Source organism: Streptomyces sp. NPDC020742 (assembly GCF_040641675.1).
GTDB lineage: Bacteria > Actinomycetota > Actinomycetes > Streptomycetales > Streptomycetaceae > Streptomyces.
On record NZ_JBFAEA010000008.1, the window covers coordinates 206,973 to 225,791 of the forward strand.

An 18,819-nucleotide genomic window follows, 5' to 3' on the forward strand; every position below is an offset into this window, starting at 1 on the left:
ATGTTCCGCCCAGGGTCGTACGGCAGGATGGGGCCATGACGAGCGTGCACGAGGACGAGCCGGTACGGCCGACCAAGCGGGATGAGGTGGCGGCGTCCGGCAGCGAGCTGATCGGAGGGCCGATCGGCCGGCGCGCACTGCTCGGCACACACTGGCTGACGCCGGTCCGGGTGATCGCGCTCGTCGCCCTGGGGATGTTCGCGCTCGGCATGGTGCAGAAGCTGCCCTGCTACAACGGCGGCTGGTTCTTCGGGGCCACCAGCCAGTACACCCATGCCTGCTACTCCGACATCCCCCACCTCTACGCGGGACGGGGCTTCGCCGACGGGCTGATCCCGTACTTCGACCGTCTGCCCGGCGATATGGAGTACCTCGAATATCCGGTGCTGACCGGCGTCTTCATGGAGGTCGCCTCCTGGATGACACCGCACGGCGGGGACATCCAGTCCCGGGAGCAGGTCTACTGGCTGGTCAACGCCGGGATGCTGATGATCTGCGCCGTCGTGATCGCGGTATGCGTCACCCGAACCCACCGGCGGCGGCCCTGGGACGGCCTCCTGGTCGCCCTGGCGCCCGCCGCCGCGCTGACCGCGACCATCAACTGGGACCTGCTGGCGATCGCCCTGACCGCCGGCGGGATGCTGATGTGGTCGCGCAGCCGCCCGCTGGGGGCGGGCGTACTGATCGGGCTGGCGACCGCGGCCAAGCTGTACCCGGTGCTGCTGCTGGGCCCGCTGCTGGTGCTGTGCTGGCGTGCGGGCGCCTGGCGGGCGTACGGGAAGGTCGCGGCCGGCGCGGTGGCGTCCTGGCTGGTGGTGAACCTGCCGGTGATGATCACCCACGATGCGGCGGGGTTCCACATCCGCGAGGGCTGGGCGAAGTTCTACACCTTCAGCCAGGAGCGGCCGATCGACTTCGGTTCGGTCTGGCTGCTGATCTCCCAGCGCACCGGGAACCCCCTGGAGAACGCCAACACCTACGCCACGCTGCTGATGATCCTTGGCTGCGGCGCCATCGCACTGCTGACCCTCTACGCGCCGCGCCGGCCGCGGTTCGCACAGCTGGCCTTCCTGGTGGTCGCGCTGTTCATCCTCACCAACAAGGTCTACTCACCGCAGTACGTGCTGTGGCTGACGCCGCTCGCCGCGCTGGCCCGTCCGCGCTGGCGGGACTTCCTGGTCTGGCAGGCCTGCGAGGTCATGTACTTCCTGGGCATCTGGATGTACCTCGCCTACACCGGCAACGGCGACAAGCACCAGGGCCTTCCTCCCGAGGGCTACCAACTCGCCATCGTCCTGCACCTCTTGGGCACCCTGTACCTGTGCGCCGTGGTTGTGCGGGACATCCTGATGCCCGAGCGCGATGTGGTCCGCAGGGACGGTGACGACGACCCGTCGGGCGGTGTGCTGGACCGCCGTCCCGACGTCTTCGTGCTGGGTCGGACGTACCACCCGCCCCGGCACGCGGTGCACTTCGAGGGGGCACCGCGGGTGCGCTGGGGCGCCCTGCGGGACTGAGCCCCGGCACGGCGTACAGAACGGGCCCGGTTGCCGCAGAGGACGTCTGCGGCAACCGGGCCCGTTCTACGGCTGTGTGCGGCCGTCAGACCGGCTCAGCGGTCCACCATGCGGTCGTACTGCGTGGTGGTGTGCCGCAGATGGGCCACCAACTCCTCGCCGACCTGCGGCTCGGGCGCGTCCGACGGCACGAACAGGATCGACACCTGCATATGCGGCGGCTCGGCGAACCAGCGCTGCTTGCCGGCCCAGAGATACGGCGCGAGGTTGCGGTTGACGGTCGCCAGACCGGCCCGGGCCACGCCCTTGGCGCGGGGCATCACGCCGTGCAGCGCCTTGGGCGCCTCCAGCCCGACGCCGTGCGAGGTGCCGCCGGCCACCACGACCAGATAGCCGTCGGAGGCCGCCTTCTGCTGGCGGTAGCCGAACCGCTCGCCCTTGGCGATCCGGGTGACGTCGAGCACCGAACCGCGGTACTCGGTGGCGTCATGATCCCCCAGCCACAGCCGCGTGCCGATGCGCGCACGGAAGCGGGTCTGCGGGAACTGCTGCTGCAGCCGGGCGAGTTCCTCGGCCTTGAGGTGGCTGACGAACATGGTGTGCAGCGGGAGACGGGCGTTGCGCAGCCGGTCCATCCAGCCGATGACCTCGTCGACCGCGTCGGACCCGTCGGCGCGGTCCAGCGGCAGGTGGATGGCGAAGCCTTCGAGCCGTACGTCCTCGATGGAGGCGGCCAGCTTCGGCAGATCCTCGGGCTTGACGCCATGGCGCTTCATGCTGCTCATGACCTCGATGACGACCCGGGCGCCGACCAGGCCGCCCACCCCTTCGACCGAGGAGACCGAGCGGATCGCCCGGTCGGGCAGCGGCACCGGCTCCTCGCCGTGCCGGAACGGCGTCAGGACGAGCAGGTCGCCGCTGAAGAAGTCCTTGATGCGGGCCGCTTCGTAGGTCGTCCCGACCGCGAGGATGTCGGAGCCCAGGCGGGTCGCCTCTTCGGCGAGGCGCTCATGCCCGAAGCCGTAACCGTTGCCTTTGCAGACCGGGACCAGCCCGGGGAACTGCTGGAGAACGCTCTGCTGATGCGCCCGCCAGCGCGCGGTGTCGACGTAGAGGGTGAGCGCCATGCCGGGCCCGGAACCTTTCTCGTGGCTGGGGTGTGTCAGGAGGTACGAACGGTGCGGTGGAGCGGTGTCGTGGTCAGCGACGCGACATATAGATGTCGAGCGCCTTGTGCAGCAGCTTGTTGAGCGGGAAGTCCCACTCACCGAGGTACTCGGCTGCCTGCCCGCCCGTGCCGACCTTGAACTGGATCAGGCCGAAGAGGTGGTCGTTCTCGTCCAGCGAGTCGCTGATGCCGCGCAGGTCGTAGACGCTGGCGCCGAGCGCGTAGGAGTCCTGCAGCATCCGCCACTGCATGGCGTTGGACGGGCGGACCTCGCGGCCGATGTTGTCGGAGGCGCCGTAGGAGTACCAGACGTGGCCGCCGACGACCAGCATCGTCGCCGCCGAGAGGTTCACGCCGTTGTGGCGGGCGAAGTACAGCCGCATGCGGTTGGGGTCCTCGCTGTTGAGGGCCGTCCACATGCGCTGGAAGTAGCCGAGCGGCCGCGGGCGGAAGCGGTCCCGCTCCGCGGTGATCTCGTAGAGCCGCTGCCACTCGGCCAGGTCGTCGTAGCCGCCCTGGACGACCTCGACACCGGCCTTCTCGGCCTTCTTGATGTTGCGGCGCCACAGCTGGTTGAAGCCCTTGTGGACGTCCTCCAGCGCGCGGTCGGCCAGCGGCACCTGGAAGACGTAGCGGGGCTGCACATCGCCGAAGCCGGCGCCGCCGTCCTCGCCCTGCTGCCAGCCCATCCGCCGCAGCCGGTCGGCCACCTCGAAGGCGCGCGGCTCGATGTGCGTCGCCTCGACGTCCCGCAGCCGCTTGACGTCCGGGTCCTGGATGCCGGACTTGATCGCGGCGGCGTCCCAGCGGCGGATGATCACCGGCGGGCCCATCTTCACGGAGAAGGCACCCTGCTGCTTGAGGTGGCCGAGCATCGGCTGCAGCCACTCCTCGAGGTTCGGCGCGTACCAGTTGATCACCGGACCCTCGGGGAGGTAGGCGAGGTAGCGCTTGATCTTGGGCAGCTGGCGGTAGAGCACCAGACCCGCGCCGACCAGCTCCCCGCTCGGCGTGAACCAGCCCAGGCTCTCCGAACGCCATTCGGCCTTGACGTCAGCCCAGGCGGGGACCTGCATGTGGCTCGCCGCGGGCAGGCTCTGGATGTATGCCAGATGCTGCTCTCGGCTGATGGTCCTCAGGGTCAGGCTCATGCGGGGCGCTCCTCGGCTGGTGTGTCCCCATGGTCGGGGCTCCGGCTCTCGCGCCGAAGCCTACTGTGACCGGGGAGCGCCCCGTCTGGGCCGTACGGGCTGGGCCCCGTATGTCGCACCGGGGACGGCCAGGTGCCTCAGATGAGACCGCCGAACGCCACACCGAGGTAGAAACCGAAGGCGGACGCCCCCAGCCCAATGATCAACAGGAAGCGTTCACCCGTCGTCGACGAGATGAACTGGCCCCACAGACCGGTTCCGATGCCGATCAGACCGACCCAGGAACTGATCAGGTGCAGGCTGGGAGAGAGCGTGGTGAAGACGGCGATGGCGCCGAGCACCACCGTCACGAGGGCGAAGGTGTTCTCGACGGGATGCTCCTTGCCGTCGCTGTTGAGCAACGCCAGCAGGGAGCGTTGGGTCCTGGCTGCCTGTGCCATGCGGCACCTCCGATGACAGAAGCGGCGCACTGTAACGCCGCTCACACCCGTTGTGTTCCAGATTGAGGGGTGGACCGGTCGGATTTCAACCGGAAGGCTTCAGCCAGGTACTCTGTACGGTCTGCGCCCATGTCTGTCCGGATGACCGGCCGGCCACGGCGCGGAACGCATATGACCCTCCTGCCACGGAACGACCGTGGCCGCTGAGTCCAAAGGAGGTGGGTTCCACATGCGTCACTACGAGGTGATGGTCATCCTCGACCCCGATCTCGAGGAGCGCGCTGTCTCCCCGCTGATCGAGAACTTCCTCTCCGTCGTCCGTGAGGGCAACGGAAAGGTCGAGAAGGTCGACACCTGGGGCCGTCGTCGTCTCTCGTACGAGATCAAGAAGAAGCCCGAGGGCATCTACTCGGTCATCGACCTGCAGGCCGAGCCTGCGGTCGTCAAGGAGCTCGACCGTCAGATGAACCTGAACGAGTCGGTCCTCCGGACCAAGGTCCTCCGTCCCGAGACCCACTGAGCGCCTCGCGCGTCCAGCGGTAACCGGGTCCGAGTAGCAGCAACACCAGCAGCCAGCAGCACACCCGCCGAGAGGTTCCCCTAATGGCAGGCGAGACCGTCATCACGGTTGTCGGCAATCTTGTCGACGACCCCGAGCTGCGCTTCACCCCGTCCGGTGCGGCGGTCGCGAAGTTCCGCGTCGCGTCCACCCCCCGCACCTTCGACCGTCAGACCAATGAGTGGAAGGACGGCGAGAGCCTGTTCCTGACCTGCTCGGTGTGGCGTCAGGCGGCGGAGAACGTCGCCGAGTCCCTGACGCGGGGTACCCGCGTCGTCGTGCAGGGCCGCCTTAAGCAGCGGTCGTACGAGGACCGCGAGGGCGTGAAGCGCACGGTCTACGAGCTCGACGTCGAGGAAGTGGGCGCGAGCCTCAAGAACGCCACGGCCAAGATCACCAAGACCAGCGGTCGCGGTGGCCAGGGCGGCGGCGGCTTCGGCGGCGGTCAGGGCGGTGGCCAGGGTGGCGGCGGCTGGGGCGGTGGCCCCGGCGGTGGCCAGCAGGGCGGCGCTCCTGCCGACGACCCGTGGGCGACCAGCGGTCCTGCCGGCGGTGGCCAGCAGGGTGGCGGCGGCGGTGGCTGGGGCGGTGGCTCCGGCGGCGGCTACTCGGACGAGCCGCCCTTCTAGGCCCGACAGCCGGTGCGGTCCGGCGGTGTTTCACGTGAAACGCCGCCGTGGAACGCCTCCGGCGGCGGCCTTGAGGGCGTCAGCACACACTTCTTGAATTCATTGGAGAGAGACAATGGCGAAGCCGCCTGCTCGCAAGCCTAAGAAGAAGGTTTGCGTGTTCTGCAAGGAGAAGATCTCCTACGTCGACTACAAGGACACGAACCTGCTGCGGAAGTTCATCTCCGACCGCGGCAAGATCCGTGCCCGCCGAGTCACCGGCAACTGCACTCAGCACCAGCGTGACGTCGCCACGGCCGTGAAGAACAGCCGTGAGATGGCGCTGCTGCCCTACACGTCCACCGCGCGATAAGGGAAGGGTGACCGACAGATGAAGATCATCCTCACCCACGAGGTCTCCGGCCTCGGCACCGCCGGCGACGTCGTTGACGTCAAGGACGGGTACGCCCGTAACTACCTCGTCCCGCGTGGTTTCGCGATCCGCTGGACTAAGGGTGGCGAGAAGGACGTCGAGCAGATCCGCCGCGGTCGCAAGATCCGCGAGATCGCCACGATCGAGCAGGCCAACGAGGTCAAGGGCCAGCTCGAGGGCGTCAACGTGAAGCTGGCCGTGCGTGCCGGCGACGCGGGCCGCCTGTTCGGCTCCGTCACCCCGGCCGACGTCGCCTCGGCGATCAAGGCTGCCGGTGGTCCGGACGTCGACAAGCGTCGGGTCGAGCTGGGCTCGCCGATCAAGACCCTGGGCGCGCACCAGGTCTCGGTGCGTCTGCACGCCGAGGTCATTGCGAAGCTGGGCGTCGAGGTCATCGCCGCCTGATCGCAGGACAACGCCGAAGGGCCGCACTCCGTCATCGGGGTGCGGCCCTTCGCCGTGTGCGGGCCGTGGACGGCCCGGTCTCAGTCCTCGTCCTGCGCGTGCTTGTAGAGCTTGGCGACGTCTTCGTCGAAGTACGCGGCGTAGGAGACATCGTCCTCGTCGCCGCCGCCCTCATGGCCGCCCAGGACGCCGATGACCGTGCCGGTGTGGCTCTTGGGGTCGTAGTCGGCCAGCCAAGGGCTGCCGCTCGTACCGCCCTCGAAATCGGTGCACTGGATGCGCATCTGGGTGTCGCTGTACTTCGTGGTGCGGTTCTGGCAGGAGATCGGCGTATTGCGGCTGGTGGGGTACCCGGTGATCTTGACCTCGTTGTCGAAGCCGCGGTCTATGCCCAGTGTGTTGCCGCCCAGGACGTCCTGGATCTGCTTGCCGTCCTTCTTGTCGAGGATGAGGAAGGCGACATCGAGATCCTCGTCCTGTGAACTGGCCCAGCGTTTGTCGACGATCACCTTCTTGACCTTCCACAGGCCGGTGGGCTCGTCGCCGTCGCGGTAGTCGGGGGCGAAGACAAGATCGTTCACCGTGGCACCGGCGTCGGCGTCATAGGCGCAGTGCGCCGCCGTGATCAGCATGTTCCGGCCGGGGCTCTGCACCACACTCGCCGTGCAGAAGTGGTCGCCGGAGTCGTCCTTCTCGAAGACCGCACCGACCCGGGCGTTCTGCTCGGTTCTGCGCGGGGTGTAGGCACTGCCGTCGTCGGCCGGGGCGGTCGCGGCGGGGTCCTGGTCCTGCGGGTCCTGCCCCGCATCGCCGGACTTGCCGAAGCCGCTGTGGATCCTGGCACTGCCGGCGCCGACGGTGACGTCGGACTCCTCCGTGGCGTAGCCCACCACGGCAGCAGCCATGATGACGACGAACGTCAGAGGCAGCAGGGACTTCCTGGCAAGCGAGCGCACAGGGTCATTATCAGCATGCCATCTGTATGAGGACAGGGACTTCAGCGCGAGGCCCCGGTCACAATCCACCGTCCGGACCGAGCGCGCAGCCAAAGGGTCAGCATCCGGACGGTCATCATCAGGGTCATCGCCGACCACAGGGCGACCAGTCCGCCGCCGAGGGCGGGCACGGCCAGCGCGGCCGGGACGAACAGCGCCAGCGTCACCACCATCGCCCAGGCCAGATAGGGCCCGTCGCCCGCGCCCATCAGGACGCCGTCGAGGATGAAGACGATGCCGGACACCGGCTGGGTCACGGCCACGACCAGCAGTGTGGCCAGCAGCGGGTCCTGTACGGCGGGGTCGGAGGTGAACAGCGGGATGAACAGCGGCCGGGCGAGCGCGACCAGCACACCGAGGACCAGGCCCGAGGCGATCCCCCACTGGACCATCCGGCGGCAGGCGGCCCGGGCGCCGTCGCTGTCCCCCGCACCGAGGTAGCGGCCTATGATGGCCTGCCCCGCGATGGCGATCGCGTCCAGCGCGAAGGCCAGCAGGGACCACAGCGTGAGCACGATCTGGTGGGCGGCGACCTCGGCATCGCCGAGCCGGGCGGCGACGGCGGTGGCGACCAGCAGCACAGCGCGCAGCGAGAGCGTACGGATCAGCAGCGGAACGCCGGCCTGGGCAGAGGCGCGGATCCCCGCGGCGTCGGGCCGCAGCGAGGCGCCGTGGCGCCGGGCGCCGCGGATCACCACGGTCAGGTAGACCGCGGCCATGGCGCACTGGGCGATGACCGTGCCCCAGGCCGAGCCGGCGATGCCGAGGCCGGCGCCGTAGACCAAGCCCACATTGAGCGCGGCGTTGGCGGAGAAGCCGCCGATGGCGACGTAGAGCGGGGTCCGGGTGTCCTGGAGGCCGCGGAGCACACCCGTGGCGGCCAGCACCACGAGCATCGCGGGGATGCCGAGTGCACTGATCCGCAGGTAGGTGGTGGCGTACGGGGCGGCGGTCGCGGAGGCGCCGAAGGCCTCGACGAGCCAGGGGGCGGTGGGGAGCACGGTGGCGATCACCGCGGTGCCGAGCAGCAGGGCGAGCCAGATGCCGTCCATGCCCTGCCGGATCGCGGCGGGGAGGTCGCCGGCGCCGACCCTGCGGGCGACCGCCGCGGTGGTGGCGTAGGCCAGAAAGACGAAGACGGAGACGGCGGTGGTCATCAGGCCGGCGGCGATGCCGAGACCGGCGAGCTGGGAGGTGCCCAGATGGCCGATGACGGCGCTGTCGACCATGACGAAGAGCGGTTCCGCGACCAGGGAGCCGAAGGCGGGCAGGGCGAGGGTGATGATCTCGCGGTCGTGGCGCCGCACGGTGCGCCGCGTGGTCGCGGGAGCCTGTGTCATGCACTCAATCTAATCTTCCACAGGTAAGAGATGCAATCTGTCTGCAGTCCTTACTTTGTGCTGTGTGGAGGCCTCTCCTCCGTGCGGTTTGTCGCGATCTTGAACCGCTGGGGAAAGTTTTTCTCCCCCACAGCCTATGGATGAGAAAGGTGCAGGTCACGGGCGTGCGGTTGGCGTAATTGTGTGCTTGTCCACAGAAGTTTCCCCCGTGCCGTGCACAGGATCCGGGGACTTCTCCACAGCTGAGGGGCAGTCATCCACATGGCCTGTGGATAACCAGATTGGCGGACGGTGCCCACGGGCCTACCGTGGTCCGGCACCCGCCGCCTGTTCCGGCCTGAGAAATCGTCCGAACTCGACGCGCCGTAACCGGAGTCGGGCGACTCGATTGTCAGAGCTGTGCCGTAAGAAAGAACAGCACAGCAAGGTCCGCGCCGCGGACGGGAGGAGGTGCCGGGGTGAGCATTCCCGAGCCCATGGAAGACCCCTGGGCGGACTCCGGTCCCAGCGACCTGCTGCCGGCCGCCCGCTCCCGGCGTGGCGAGGGCAAGGGCCGCGGCCGCGGCGACCGTGAGCAGCGCGACGACGGCGACGGCGACGGAGGGTCCTGGGCCGGCGGCTTCGAGCGGGTCCCCCCGCAGGACCTGGATGCCGAGCAGTCCGTGCTTGGCGGCATGCTGCTGTCCAAGGACGCCATCGCGGACGTCGTCGAGGTGCTCAAGGGCGAGGACTTCTACCGCCCCGCCCACGAGCTGGTCTACCAGGCGATCCTCGATCTGTACGCCAAGGGCGAGCCGGCCGACCCGATCACCATCGCCGCCGAGCTGACCAAGCGCGGTGAACTCGCCCGGGTCGGCGGCGCCTCGTACCTGCACACGCTCGTCCAGTCCGTCCCCACGGCCGCCAACGCCGAGTACTACGCCGAGATCGTCCACGAGCGTGCCGTGCTCCGCCGGCTGGTCGAGGCCGGCACCCGCATCACGCAGATGGGATACGCCGCCGACGGCGACGTCGACGAGATCGTCAACAAGGCCCAGGCGGAGATCTACGCCGTCACCGAGCAGCGCACCAGCGAGGACTACCTCCCGCTCGGCGACATCATGGAAGGCGCGCTCGACGAGATCGAGGCGATCGGCTCGCGCCAGGGCCAGATGACGGGTGTGCCGACGGGCTTCACCGACCTCGACTCCCTGACGAACGGCCTCCACCCGGGCCAGATGATCGTGATCGCGGCCCGTCCCGCCATGGGTAAGTCGACCCTCGCGCTGGACTTCGCGCGGGCCTGTTCGATCAAGAGCAACCTGCCCAGCGTGATCTTCTCGCTGGAAATGGGCCGCAACGAGATCGCGATGCGCCTGCTGTCCGCCGAGGCGCGGGTGGCCCTGCACCACATGCGCTCCGGCAGCATGACGGACGAGGACTGGACGCGGCTGGCCCGCAGGATGCCGGACGTCTCGGCGGCGCCGCTCTACATCGACGACTCGCCCAACCTCTCGATGATGGAGATCCGCGCCAAGTGCCGGCGGCTCAAGCAGCGCAACGAGCTGAAGCTGGTGGTCATCGACTACCTCCAGCTGATGCAGTCCGGTGGCTCCAAGCGCGCCGAGAGCCGCCAGCAGGAGGTCTCGGACATGTCCCGTAACCTCAAGCTGCTGGCCAAGGAGCTGGAGCTCCCCGTCATCGCGCTGTCCCAGCTGAACCGTGGCCCGGAGCAGCGTACGGACAAGAAGCCGATGGTCTCCGACCTCCGTGAATCCGGGTCCATCGAGCAGGACGCCGACATGGTCATCCTGCTGCACCGCGAGGACGCCTACGAGAAGGAGTCCCCGCGCGCCGGTGAGGCCGACCTCATCGTGGCCAAGCACCGTAACGGCCCGACGGCGACGATCACGGTGGCGTTCCAGGGCCACTACTCGCGGTTCGTGGACATGGCGCAGACCTGAGCCGTTCCGCTGTAGGGCCTCAAAAGACGGGACATACCCGGTCGCCAGGCGGTACGCGGCCAGTGCGACCAGGCCCGCGGCTGTCAGGGCACGGTGATGACGATCTTGCCGCGCGCGTGGCCGGTGGCGCTGGCGTCGTGAGCTGTGGCGGTCTCCTTCAACGGGAACACGGCGTGCAGCGGGACGGTGAGGCGTCCGCGGTCGGCGAGATCGGCCGCCAGTGGCAGTCCTGCCCAGCCCGGCGACTCTCCTGCTCGGGAGCGGGAGTACCGCACTCCGTGTCGGTCGGCGTCGAAGTCTGCGATGGTCACCACGCGGTGCGGGTCGCCGGCGATGGCCACCAGTTCGCCAAGAGAGCCCTTACCGGCCGCGTCCAGAACCACGTCGACCCCGTGCGGAGCCAGTGGGGCAAGGCGATCGGCCAGGCCCGCCCCGTAGGTGACCGGAACGACGCCGAGCTGGTCGAGGAAGCCGTGGTTGCCTTCGCTCGCGGTGCCGATCACGTCGAGGCCCCGAGCCTGGGCGAGTTGCGCGGTGATGGTGCCGACGCCTCCGGCGGCACCATCGATCAGCAAGGTCATGCCCTCGGCGGCTTCCAGGGCCTCCAGTACACGCATGGCTGTGTCGATGTTGCCCGCGGCGCCACCCGCTTCCTCGAAAGACCACGACTGAGGCTTCGGTGCCCATGCCTCAAGGACGGCGTACTGGGCCGCGGCGCCTCCCTGATCCACGAAGGGGACGAGGCCGAAGACCTCGTCTCCCACGGCGGTGCCGGTCACCCCTTCTCCCACCTCGTCGACCATTCCGGCGGCATCCATGCCGGGGATGTGGGGGAAGTCCAGGGTGGCGATGTCCTGCAGCATCCCTGAACGCAGGTACCAGTCAACCGGGGTGACGCCGGTGGCACGCACCGCGATGCGGACCTGACCGGGCCCGGCGTGCGGCTCTTCGACCTCCTCCATGCAGAGGACTTCGGAACCGCCGTAGCGGTGGTATTGCATAGCAAACACGGACAACCTCCGTACGCGTAGCAGGTCGTTCAGCAGGAGAGCTCGCAGTCGCTCACCTCTGCGGGACCGTCAGATTCCCGCTTGGTCCCGGTCGGTGAAGAAATCGATCACGTCCTGGGGCGTGGGGTTGTGGGCGACCTCGGCGGCGGCCGCGGCGCTGCGGGGAAACAGCGCTTGTTCGTATGAGGTGAGGGCGGTCTCGATGGCGTCGGGGTGTGCGGCGAGGGCCTTTCCGAGTTCGGCACCGTCCTGCATGGCCAGGTTGGCGCCTTCACCGTTGGGGGTTGAGAGGTGGGCGGCGTCGCCGAGCAGGGTCACTCCCGGCACCCGGTCCCAGCGGTGCCCGACCGGCAGGGCGTGGAGGGGGCGCAGGACCGGCGCGGTCTGGCCGGCGGTGATCAGGGCGGTGAGTTCCGGTGCCCAGCCGTCGTACTCCTCCGCGATCCGCTCGGCGGCTGCGGTGGCATCGGTGAAATCGATGGTGGCGAACCAGTCCTGCGGCTTGGCCAGTGTGATGTAGGTGCGGAGGACCCCGCTCTTCTCCCGGTGAGCCACGAGCCACTTCCCGTTCCCGTCCGGGTCGAGCGCGACGAGTGTCCCGCCGCCGACCGCTCTGGCGGCGGCCGGGTGCCGCGTGTCGGCGTCGTGCAGGTAGGTCTCGACGAAGGACCGGCCGACGTATTCGGGTGTGGCGTCGGAGAGCAGCGGTCGGACCCGTGACCATGCGCCGTCCGCGCCGACCAGCAGGTTCGTGACGACGGCGGCGCCGCCTGCGAAGGTCACCTCGTGACGGCCCTCGGTGAGGGCGCGGACGCCAGTGGCCTTGTGGCCCCATCGGACGGTGCCGTCGGGGAGTGCGTCCAGCAGGATCTGTCGCAGCTCGCCGCGCTGTACCTCGGGGCTTTCACCCGTGCCGTCGTCGGCCTTGTCGAACAGGACGGTTCCATTGCGGTCCAGGAGCCGTATCGCTTGGCGGCCCTCCAGGATGAGGCCGCGGAACTCGTCCATCAGTCCGGCTGCTTGGAGGGCGAGTTGGCCGTTGTAGTCGTGGATGTCGAGCATCCCGCCCTGCGAACGCGCCGTCGGGGAGGACTCCGCCTCGTAGACCGTGACCGGGATGCCGTGGAGATGCAGGACGCGGGCCAGGACGAGGCCGCCGAGTCCGGCGCCGATGATCGTGACAGGAGTGTGCATGGGGCTCCTTGCGTGTCGCACACCTGCCGGGTGGGCCCCGGCAGGATCGCTGGAAGGAAGGCAGCTCGCCGGGCCGTGCGACCGGGCAGGGAACGGCTCAGACGACGATGACCCGGCGTCCGCGCGTGTGACCGGCCCGGCTGTCGATGTGTGCCGCCGGGGCCTCGGCGAGCGGGTACGACTTCTCGACCGGGATGTGGAGCTTTCCCCGCGTGATGAGGCGGACGGCCTCGGCGAGGGCTTCCGGCACGTTCCCGGTCACGCCGGAGTACCGGGCACCGTGCTCCGGCGCACCCAGGTCGGCGATGGAGACCACCCTCCGCGGATCCCCGGTCAGCTCGACGAGCTCGCGGATCACGCCCGACCCGGCCAGATCGAGCGCCGCGTCGACCTGTCCGAGCCGCCGCACCCGCTCGACCCAGCCCTCGCCGTACGTCGTGGCGAGGGCGCCCAGGCTCCGCAGGTACTCCTGGTTCGCGGCTCCGGCCGTGCCGATCACCGTGATGCCGCGCTCGCGGCCGATCTGGAGCACCGCCGATCCAACTCCCCCGGACGCGCCGCTGACCAGCAGCGTCTGCCCGGACCGCACACCGGCCTGACCGATGATGCGCAGCGCGGTCTCCACGACGGAGGGGTACCCGGCCGCCTCTTCGAAGGTCAGGCTCTCGGGCATACGGGCCCAGGCCGCGAGGACGGCGAACTCGGCATACGTACTCGAGCCCCGCCCGAACACGCGGTCACCGACCTCGACCCCTTCGACGTGCTCGCCGACCTGGTCCACCACCCCGGCGGCGTCCTGCCCGACTCCGGCAGGTAACTCGACCGGGCGGACCTCCTGGAACTGGCCTTCACGGATCCGCCAGTCGACCGGGTTCACGCCCGCCGCCCGCACGGCGACGCGTATCTGGCCGGGGCCCGCGTGGGGCTCCTCGGCGTCTTCGAGGTGGAGAACGTCGGGACCGCCGAACGCGGCGAAGCTCACTCTCTTCATGCGGCCGACCGTAACACTAACGGTTATGGTTTAGGAACGGATATTCCTTTGGATTTGGTAGTGTCACCGCCATGACCGTGCCGACGACCGGACGCCGTGAACGCAAGAAGGCCGCGACCCGCCAGAAGATCGCCGACACCGCCCTGCGGCTCTTCCTGGAGCGCGGGTACGACGCGGTGGGCATCCGTGACGTGGCCGCCGAGGCCGACGTGGCCGTCACCACGCTCTTCTCCCACTTCGCCTCGAAAGAGGCCCTGGTGTTCGAGCAGGACGAGAACTTCGAGCAGCGCCTCACGCAGGCGGTCACCGACCGGGGGCCGCACGAGCCACTCATCCCCGCGCTGCGCCGCGAGATCCAGGCCGTGGTCCGGCACTGCACGGGGGACGGCGCCGCCCCGATCTACCGCATGATCGACGCGTCACGTGCCCTGCGGGAGTACGAGGAATCGATGCGGCTGCGCCACGCGGAGTCGCTGGCCACGGCCCTCGTCGCCGATCCCGACCTGTCCCAGAGCGCAACGGCCTGCCGGACGATCGCGAGGTTCGTGATCGACGCCTTTGCGCTGGCCCGTGAGGCGGCCGACCCGGACGCCGCGCTGGACGAGATCTTCCAGATGATCGAGGCGGCCTGGGAAGTCACCCGACCTTCCAGCTAGGTGAGGCTGCTGGCGAGCAGTGAATCCAGAGCCGGACCGGGCCCCAGCACGAACTCTGGTTCCGCACGAGCCAACTCGTCCCGGAATGACATCCGATCCGATCAGGACGGACGGTCGAGCAAACGACGCGAGTTTGAGACTCCGACGTCTGACACGACGCGATACTGCGGAAGAACCTGCAGGCCACGAGGGCGATCTCCGACACCAGCCGCGAGACCCTACATCCGCTGTGGAGTCTCAGGCTCCGTGTCATGTTCTCCGGTGTCGTGTCAGGACGACGGCAGTCCTGACGCTCTGGCTCACTCCGTTACGGGCAGGCACTCGGCGAGCAGGTCGACGATGTCGCGCCAGGCCCGCTGCGCGTGCTGCGGGTGGTAGCCGACGCCGGGGCGCGTGGTGTGGTCGACGGGTGGGTGGTGGAAGGCGTGCAGGGCTCCGCCGTAGACCATGAGGCGCCAGTCGACGCCCGCGGCCTGCATCTCGGCGGCGAAGGCGTCCCGTTGCTCAGCGGGCATGATCGGGTCCTCCGATCCGACCCCGGCCCACACGGGGCAACGGATGTGCGCCGCCTCGCCCGGTCGGCCGGTGGTCAGTGCGTTGACCGTCCCGATTGCCCGCAGGTTGACGCCGTCGCGCCCGAGTTCCAGCGCAATTGCGCCCCCGGTGCCGTAGCCGACAGCGGCAATCCGGTCTTGGTCGGCCCGCGGTTCGGCACGCAACACGTCGAGTGCCGCATGGCCGATGCCCCGCATCCGGTCGGGGTCGGCGAGCAGCGGCATGCAACGGGCCAGCATCTCCTCGGGGTCGCCCAGATAGCGCCCGCCGTGGAGGTCGAAGGCCAGCGCCACGTATCCCAGCTCGGCCAGGGCATCGGCTCGGCGGCGCTCGACGTCGCTGAGCCCCAGCCCCTCGGGCCCGATCAGGACCGCGGGCCGGCGGTCGACACCGGCGGGGAGCGCGAGGTGCCCGATCATCGTTAAGCCGTCGGCCGGGTATTCGACCGTGCGTGTGGTGATTGTTGTCATGCGACTGGACTGTAGTGATCGTCGAGCCCGGTCGGGCCGGTCTTCACCGTCGGCAGAACAGCGGGGGTGTGGGTCCGGGCGCGGCCTGCTCCGGCGGGCTCGGGTCCCGTGCCGTCCCACCGGAGCACCGGAACGGTCATGCGCGGGTCGGCACACCGGCGTTGGCGAGGATCTCGCGCGCCGGCAGGGCGGTGCTCTGCGCGGCGGTCAGACCGGAGGCCTTCAGGTGGGCGTCCACGATCCGCAGCCCCACCGCGTACCCGGCGAAGTCCGGCAGCCCCACGGGCTGCTGGCCCATCCGCCGCGCGGTGCCATCGCCCAGGACGTACGGCGTCAGGTGCTGCATCCCGGCCAGGTCGATGTCGGTGGTGATCCTTCGGTAGGCGTCGTCCAGCGCGGCGCCGGTCAGCGTCTGCGACCACGGGCCCATGGCCTGCTCGCCGTCCAGCTCCCGCACGAACGCCTCGGCCAGGCCCTCGGCGACGACGTGCTCCCCCACCGTGACGGTCATCGGGTTCCAGGCCACGTTCGCGTAGCGCACGTTGTGGTGCAGCTCGTGCGCGGCGGCATGGCCGATCTTCTGCAGGCTCGTCCCGGTGGGCCACATCAGTAGGTGGATGGCTCCGGGGAAGCCGCCCATGCCGAAGTAGCCGGCGCTGCGCACCGTCAGGTGGTCGTCGTCGGGGTCGCCGAGCACCAGCACCACGTGCACGGTTTCGGCGTGCCCGATGCCGGGCACCGACCCGCTGATCCGCTCCCACGCGGCGGTGAGCGAGTCCTCGATCCGGCTCCATACGCCCGCGTCCTGCATCTGGCGCACGGCGGACAGGTACCGGGGGTCCTCACGGTCGGTGCGGAAGCCACTGCCCCTGTGGTGCATCTCGACCAGGTCGACGTCGCCCACCGTGGACATCACGGTCTGGAGCGGTCGGAGTATCTCTCGTAGGGCGTCGGGCCGCTCTGCCAGCGGTCGCTGGAGGAGGTCGAGCATGGCGGACGCCGTGTCGTGAACCACGATCTTCATGGCTCGGACCGTAGGGCCTCCTGTTGCAGGAGGGTCAAGCCGCGCAGGGGAGACCGTAGGGAGGCGTTCGTGCGCGCGGCGGTACCGGGGTTGCCGGGACCCCTGCCCGGAACTGCCGTTCAGGACCGAGGCGTTCGGCCGTCGTACACCGGTGGTCCGCTCATGGTGTGCTCACTCCCATCGCGCGGATTCCGGGTCGACGCCGTGCGCCTTGGCGTTGGCGAAGATCACTTCGCGCAGCCAGGAGGCCAGCTCCGGCGCGATCGCGTCGAAGTACCCGGCGAACCGGGGGTCGTCGGTGAACATCCGCCCGAGGCACGCCTGCATCGCGTGGGTGCAGTCGAAGTACCGTGAGATCAGTGCGCGGTGCCGTTCCGCGAGGGCGTTCGCTGCATCGGAGCCGGGTGCGACGCCGGTGCGCTGCGCAGCGGCGAGGTCGGCGTTCAGCGCGTCGGTTGCGGCCGCGATCTCCTTCCAGCCCTCCGGCGTTGTCCCGGCGGCCCGTTCGGCGTACTGGGCCCACTGCGCGGTGTCGCCCCAGCGGTCCTCGGCCTCCTCGACCCAGGCGGGCTGCCAGTCGGTGCCGAAGATCTCGATCTGCTCCTCCGGGGTCAGCTGCATCCCCGTGGTCGAGGCCTCCAACATCCGGTCGACCGCGCCGACCATCTTCTGCAGGCGGGAGATGCGCTCGACGAGCTGGGACCGCTGCCGGCGCAGGTGGCCGCGGGCATCGGCGTGCGGATCGTCGAGGATCCGGCCGATCTCGGCGAGCGGAAGCCCGAGTTCCCGGTAGACCAGGACCCGGTGGAGCCGGGCGATGTCCTCGCCCGAGTACACCCGGTACCCGGCCCAGGTGCGCTCGCTCGGGTGTACCAGGCCGATGCCGTCCCAGTGGTGCAGCGTCTTCACGCTGACCCCGACGAGCGCCGCCGTCCGGCCGACGGTCAGGCCGTCGGGATCGAGCGGTTCGGCGCCCTCCCCGGTGCGCGTCGGGTCCTGCTCGTGGGCATCACGCGTCATCGGGTCAGTGTCGCTCACGGGGCGGGATCCGGGCCTGGTGCTTACGGGGGCGGGGCGATCGGCGCTGTGGAGATTGACCTTCAGGCTTCTTGAAACTCCACAATCGCCGGCATGGACGACAGTGAAGACCTGTTGAGCATCGGCGCCTTTGCGCGGCGGGTGGGGATGACGCCGAGCGCCCTGCGGTTCTACGACGACTGCGGGGTGCTGCGACCGGCCAGGGTGGACGCCGTGACGGGGTACCGGCGCTATGGGGCGGGGCAGGCCGCGCGGGCGGTGCGGCTGCGGCGGTTGCGGCAGGCGGGGTTGCCGCTGGTGGATGTCGCGGTGGTGCTCGACGGGACCGAGCAGGCCGCACAGGACGTCCTTCGGGCTCATCTGGCGCGGCTGCGGCGGACCGTGGACCAGGCACGGGACGTGGTGGAGCGCTTTCTGGCGGGGGCGGACGCCGAGCCGGGGCACGGCGGCAGCCGGGCGCGGGTGGGTGGCGCCGAACTCGCCAGCGCGGTACGGCAGGTGGTGCCCGCCGCGGCGACCGGGGCGGCCCGGGAGGAGTTCCCCGTGTTGGGCGGGGTGCTGCTCGAACTCGGTGCGGGCGAGGTGCGGTTGGTGGCCACCGACCGCTACCGGCTGGCGGTGCGGGTGCTGCGGCCGATGGAGTGCGAGGGCGGCCATCGGCGTCTGCTCATCGGCGCGGACGCCGCTCGGAGCCTGGCGGAGTGGGCCGTACGGCGGGCGGCGGTCGATGTGGAGTATGCAGGGGACGAAACCGGGCTCCGGCTGTGGAGCGAGGGGGACTGCCGCACGGTGCTGGAGGGCGCGGGTGAGGGGCAGGACGGCGGTGTCTCCGCCGCGGCGTTTCCGGACTACCGGCTGATGCTGGAGGGGATGGAGGCCGGACGGCACCGGGTCATCGTCGACCGGGTGGGGCTGCGGGATGCGGTGGCCGGGCGGGCGGGGGCGGTGTCGTTGTCGCTCGTCGCGGGGGGTACCGCCCCGGGCCAAGAGCGGTCGAACGGGCCGGGCGGGCGCCTTGTTTCACGTGAAACAGCGGCCGGCGCTGCGGCCGAAGACGCCGTGGAGGTGTCCGGCGGCGGACGTGCGGCGGTCCGACTGGGGGCGGTCCGCACCGGGCCCTGGCTTCCGATCTTGTTCGACCCGGCGGTCCTGGTGCCCGCGCTGGAGGCAGGCGTGGGGCCCGATGTGCTGCTGGAAGCGGCTGCGGCGGACCGCCCCGTCGTGGTCCGGTCCGCGGACCAGGGAAGCTTCACGACGCTGGTGATGCCCGTGCACGGAGCGGGACCCGGGGGCGGCCGGTGAGGGCTGAGGAGGGGAGCGGG

The 18,819-nt window shown here is 69.8% G+C and carries 19 protein-coding genes; 8 read left to right on the forward strand and 11 right to left on the reverse strand.

Annotated elements, in window-relative coordinates; translation table 11 throughout:
- Window positions 1-35: 35 nt before the first annotated feature.
- A complete protein-coding gene (locus AB0G84_RS17195; RefSeq protein WP_361320901.1) occupies window positions 36-1,517 on the forward strand; it encodes a glycosyltransferase 87 family protein in 1,482 nt (493 codons plus the stop codon).
- 95 nt (window positions 1,518-1,612) lie between these two features.
- Here the strand turns inward: AB0G84_RS17195 and AB0G84_RS17200 are convergent, their stop codons facing one another.
- The 3 genes from AB0G84_RS17200 to AB0G84_RS17210 form a co-directional block, all read right to left on the reverse strand.
- The gene (locus AB0G84_RS17200; protein ID WP_361320903.1) at window positions 1,613-2,644 is read right to left on the reverse strand and encodes an alanine racemase; all 1,032 of its coding nucleotides are present in this window, start codon (window positions 2,642-2,644) and stop codon (window positions 1,613-1,615) included.
- Window positions 2,645-2,717: 73 nt separating this feature from the next.
- Window positions 2,718-3,836, reverse strand: coding sequence for a peptidoglycan bridge formation glycyltransferase FemA/FemB family protein (locus AB0G84_RS17205; protein WP_361320905.1), 1,119 nt, complete (start codon window positions 3,834-3,836; stop codon window positions 2,718-2,720).
- A 137-nt stretch (window positions 3,837-3,973) separates the two neighbouring features.
- Window positions 3,974-4,276: a hypothetical protein gene (locus AB0G84_RS17210; protein WP_361320907.1), complete on the reverse strand. Its 303-nt coding sequence runs from the start codon at window positions 4,274-4,276 to the stop codon at window positions 3,974-3,976.
- 229 nt (window positions 4,277-4,505) lie between these two features.
- On the opposite strand from AB0G84_RS17210, the gene rpsF reads away from it, so the two are divergent.
- The 4 genes from rpsF (at window position 4,506) to rplI (ending at window position 6,281) form a co-directional block, all read left to right on the forward strand.
- Window positions 4,506-4,796 (forward strand): 30S ribosomal protein S6, encoded by a 291-nt coding sequence (rpsF, locus tag AB0G84_RS17215; RefSeq protein WP_006604399.1) that lies wholly within the window; start codon window positions 4,506-4,508, stop codon window positions 4,794-4,796.
- A gap of 83 nt (window positions 4,797-4,879) precedes the next feature.
- Window positions 4,880-5,464 (forward strand): single-stranded DNA-binding protein, encoded by a 585-nt coding sequence (locus tag AB0G84_RS17220; protein ID WP_361320909.1) that lies wholly within the window; start codon window positions 4,880-4,882, stop codon window positions 5,462-5,464.
- A gap of 115 nt (window positions 5,465-5,579) precedes the next feature.
- Window positions 5,580-5,816, forward strand: a complete 237-nt coding sequence (gene rpsR / locus AB0G84_RS17225; protein ID WP_003978893.1) for a 30S ribosomal protein S18 — start codon at window positions 5,580-5,582, stop codon at window positions 5,814-5,816.
- An 18-nt stretch (window positions 5,817-5,834) separates the two neighbouring features.
- Window positions 5,835-6,281, forward strand: a complete 447-nt coding sequence (gene rplI, locus AB0G84_RS17230; RefSeq protein ID WP_361320911.1) for a 50S ribosomal protein L9 — start codon at window positions 5,835-5,837, stop codon at window positions 6,279-6,281.
- Between the two features lie 80 nt (window positions 6,282-6,361).
- Here the strand turns inward: rplI and AB0G84_RS17235 are convergent, their stop codons facing one another.
- Window positions 6,362-7,237, reverse strand: coding sequence for a trypsin-like serine protease (locus AB0G84_RS17235; RefSeq protein WP_361320913.1), 876 nt, complete (start codon window positions 7,235-7,237; stop codon window positions 6,362-6,364).
- A 41-nt stretch (window positions 7,238-7,278) separates the two neighbouring features.
- The gene (locus tag AB0G84_RS17240) at window positions 7,279-8,616 is read right to left on the reverse strand and encodes an MATE family efflux transporter (protein ID WP_361320915.1); all 1,338 of its coding nucleotides are present in this window, start codon (window positions 8,614-8,616) and stop codon (window positions 7,279-7,281) included.
- 476 nt (window positions 8,617-9,092) lie between these two features.
- Here AB0G84_RS17240 and dnaB point away from each other — a divergent pair, with 476 nt between their 5' ends.
- Window positions 9,093-10,559 (forward strand): replicative DNA helicase, encoded by a 1,467-nt coding sequence (gene dnaB, locus AB0G84_RS17245; protein ID WP_361321068.1) that lies wholly within the window; start codon window positions 9,093-9,095, stop codon window positions 10,557-10,559.
- A gap of 83 nt (window positions 10,560-10,642) precedes the next feature.
- On the opposite strand, the gene AB0G84_RS17250 is transcribed toward dnaB, so the two are convergent.
- The 3 genes from AB0G84_RS17250 to AB0G84_RS17260 all read right to left on the reverse strand — a co-directional run bounded on the left by AB0G84_RS17250 (window position 10,643) and on the right by AB0G84_RS17260 (window position 13,754).
- Entirely contained in the window at window positions 10,643-11,569 is a 927-nt protein-coding gene (locus AB0G84_RS17250) for an NADP-dependent oxidoreductase (protein ID WP_361320917.1), read from the reverse strand.
- Window positions 11,570-11,638: 69 nt separating this feature from the next.
- A complete protein-coding gene (locus tag AB0G84_RS17255; RefSeq protein WP_361320919.1) occupies window positions 11,639-12,763 on the reverse strand; it encodes an NAD(P)/FAD-dependent oxidoreductase in 1,125 nt (374 codons plus the stop codon).
- Window positions 12,764-12,860: 97 nt separating this feature from the next.
- On the reverse strand, window positions 12,861-13,754 hold the full coding sequence (locus AB0G84_RS17260) for an NADP-dependent oxidoreductase (protein ID WP_361320921.1): 894 nt from the start codon (window positions 13,752-13,754) through the stop codon (window positions 12,861-12,863).
- A 71-nt stretch (window positions 13,755-13,825) separates the two neighbouring features.
- On the opposite strand from AB0G84_RS17260, the gene AB0G84_RS17265 reads away from it, so the two are divergent.
- The gene (locus AB0G84_RS17265; protein ID WP_361320923.1) at window positions 13,826-14,410 is read left to right on the forward strand and encodes a helix-turn-helix domain-containing protein; all 585 of its coding nucleotides are present in this window, start codon (window positions 13,826-13,828) and stop codon (window positions 14,408-14,410) included.
- Between the two features lie 299 nt (window positions 14,411-14,709).
- On the opposite strand, the gene AB0G84_RS17270 is transcribed toward AB0G84_RS17265, so the two are convergent.
- The 3 genes from AB0G84_RS17270 to AB0G84_RS17280 all read right to left on the reverse strand — a co-directional run bounded on the left by AB0G84_RS17270 (window position 14,710) and on the right by AB0G84_RS17280 (window position 17,479).
- Window positions 14,710-15,435: a dienelactone hydrolase family protein gene (locus tag AB0G84_RS17270; RefSeq protein ID WP_361320925.1), complete on the reverse strand. Its 726-nt coding sequence runs from the start codon at window positions 15,433-15,435 to the stop codon at window positions 14,710-14,712.
- A 136-nt stretch (window positions 15,436-15,571) separates the two neighbouring features.
- Window positions 15,572-16,459: a DUF2268 domain-containing putative Zn-dependent protease gene (locus tag AB0G84_RS17275; RefSeq protein WP_361320927.1), complete on the reverse strand. Its 888-nt coding sequence runs from the start codon at window positions 16,457-16,459 to the stop codon at window positions 15,572-15,574.
- A gap of 171 nt (window positions 16,460-16,630) precedes the next feature.
- A complete protein-coding gene (locus AB0G84_RS17280; protein WP_361320929.1) occupies window positions 16,631-17,479 on the reverse strand; it encodes a MerR family transcriptional regulator in 849 nt (282 codons plus the stop codon).
- A 111-nt stretch (window positions 17,480-17,590) separates the two neighbouring features.
- Between AB0G84_RS17280 and AB0G84_RS17285 the strand changes: the two genes are divergently transcribed.
- On the forward strand, window positions 17,591-18,799 hold the full coding sequence (locus AB0G84_RS17285) for a MerR family transcriptional regulator (RefSeq protein ID WP_361320931.1): 1,209 nt from the start codon (window positions 17,591-17,593) through the stop codon (window positions 18,797-18,799).
- Window positions 18,800-18,819: the final 20 nt, after the last annotated feature.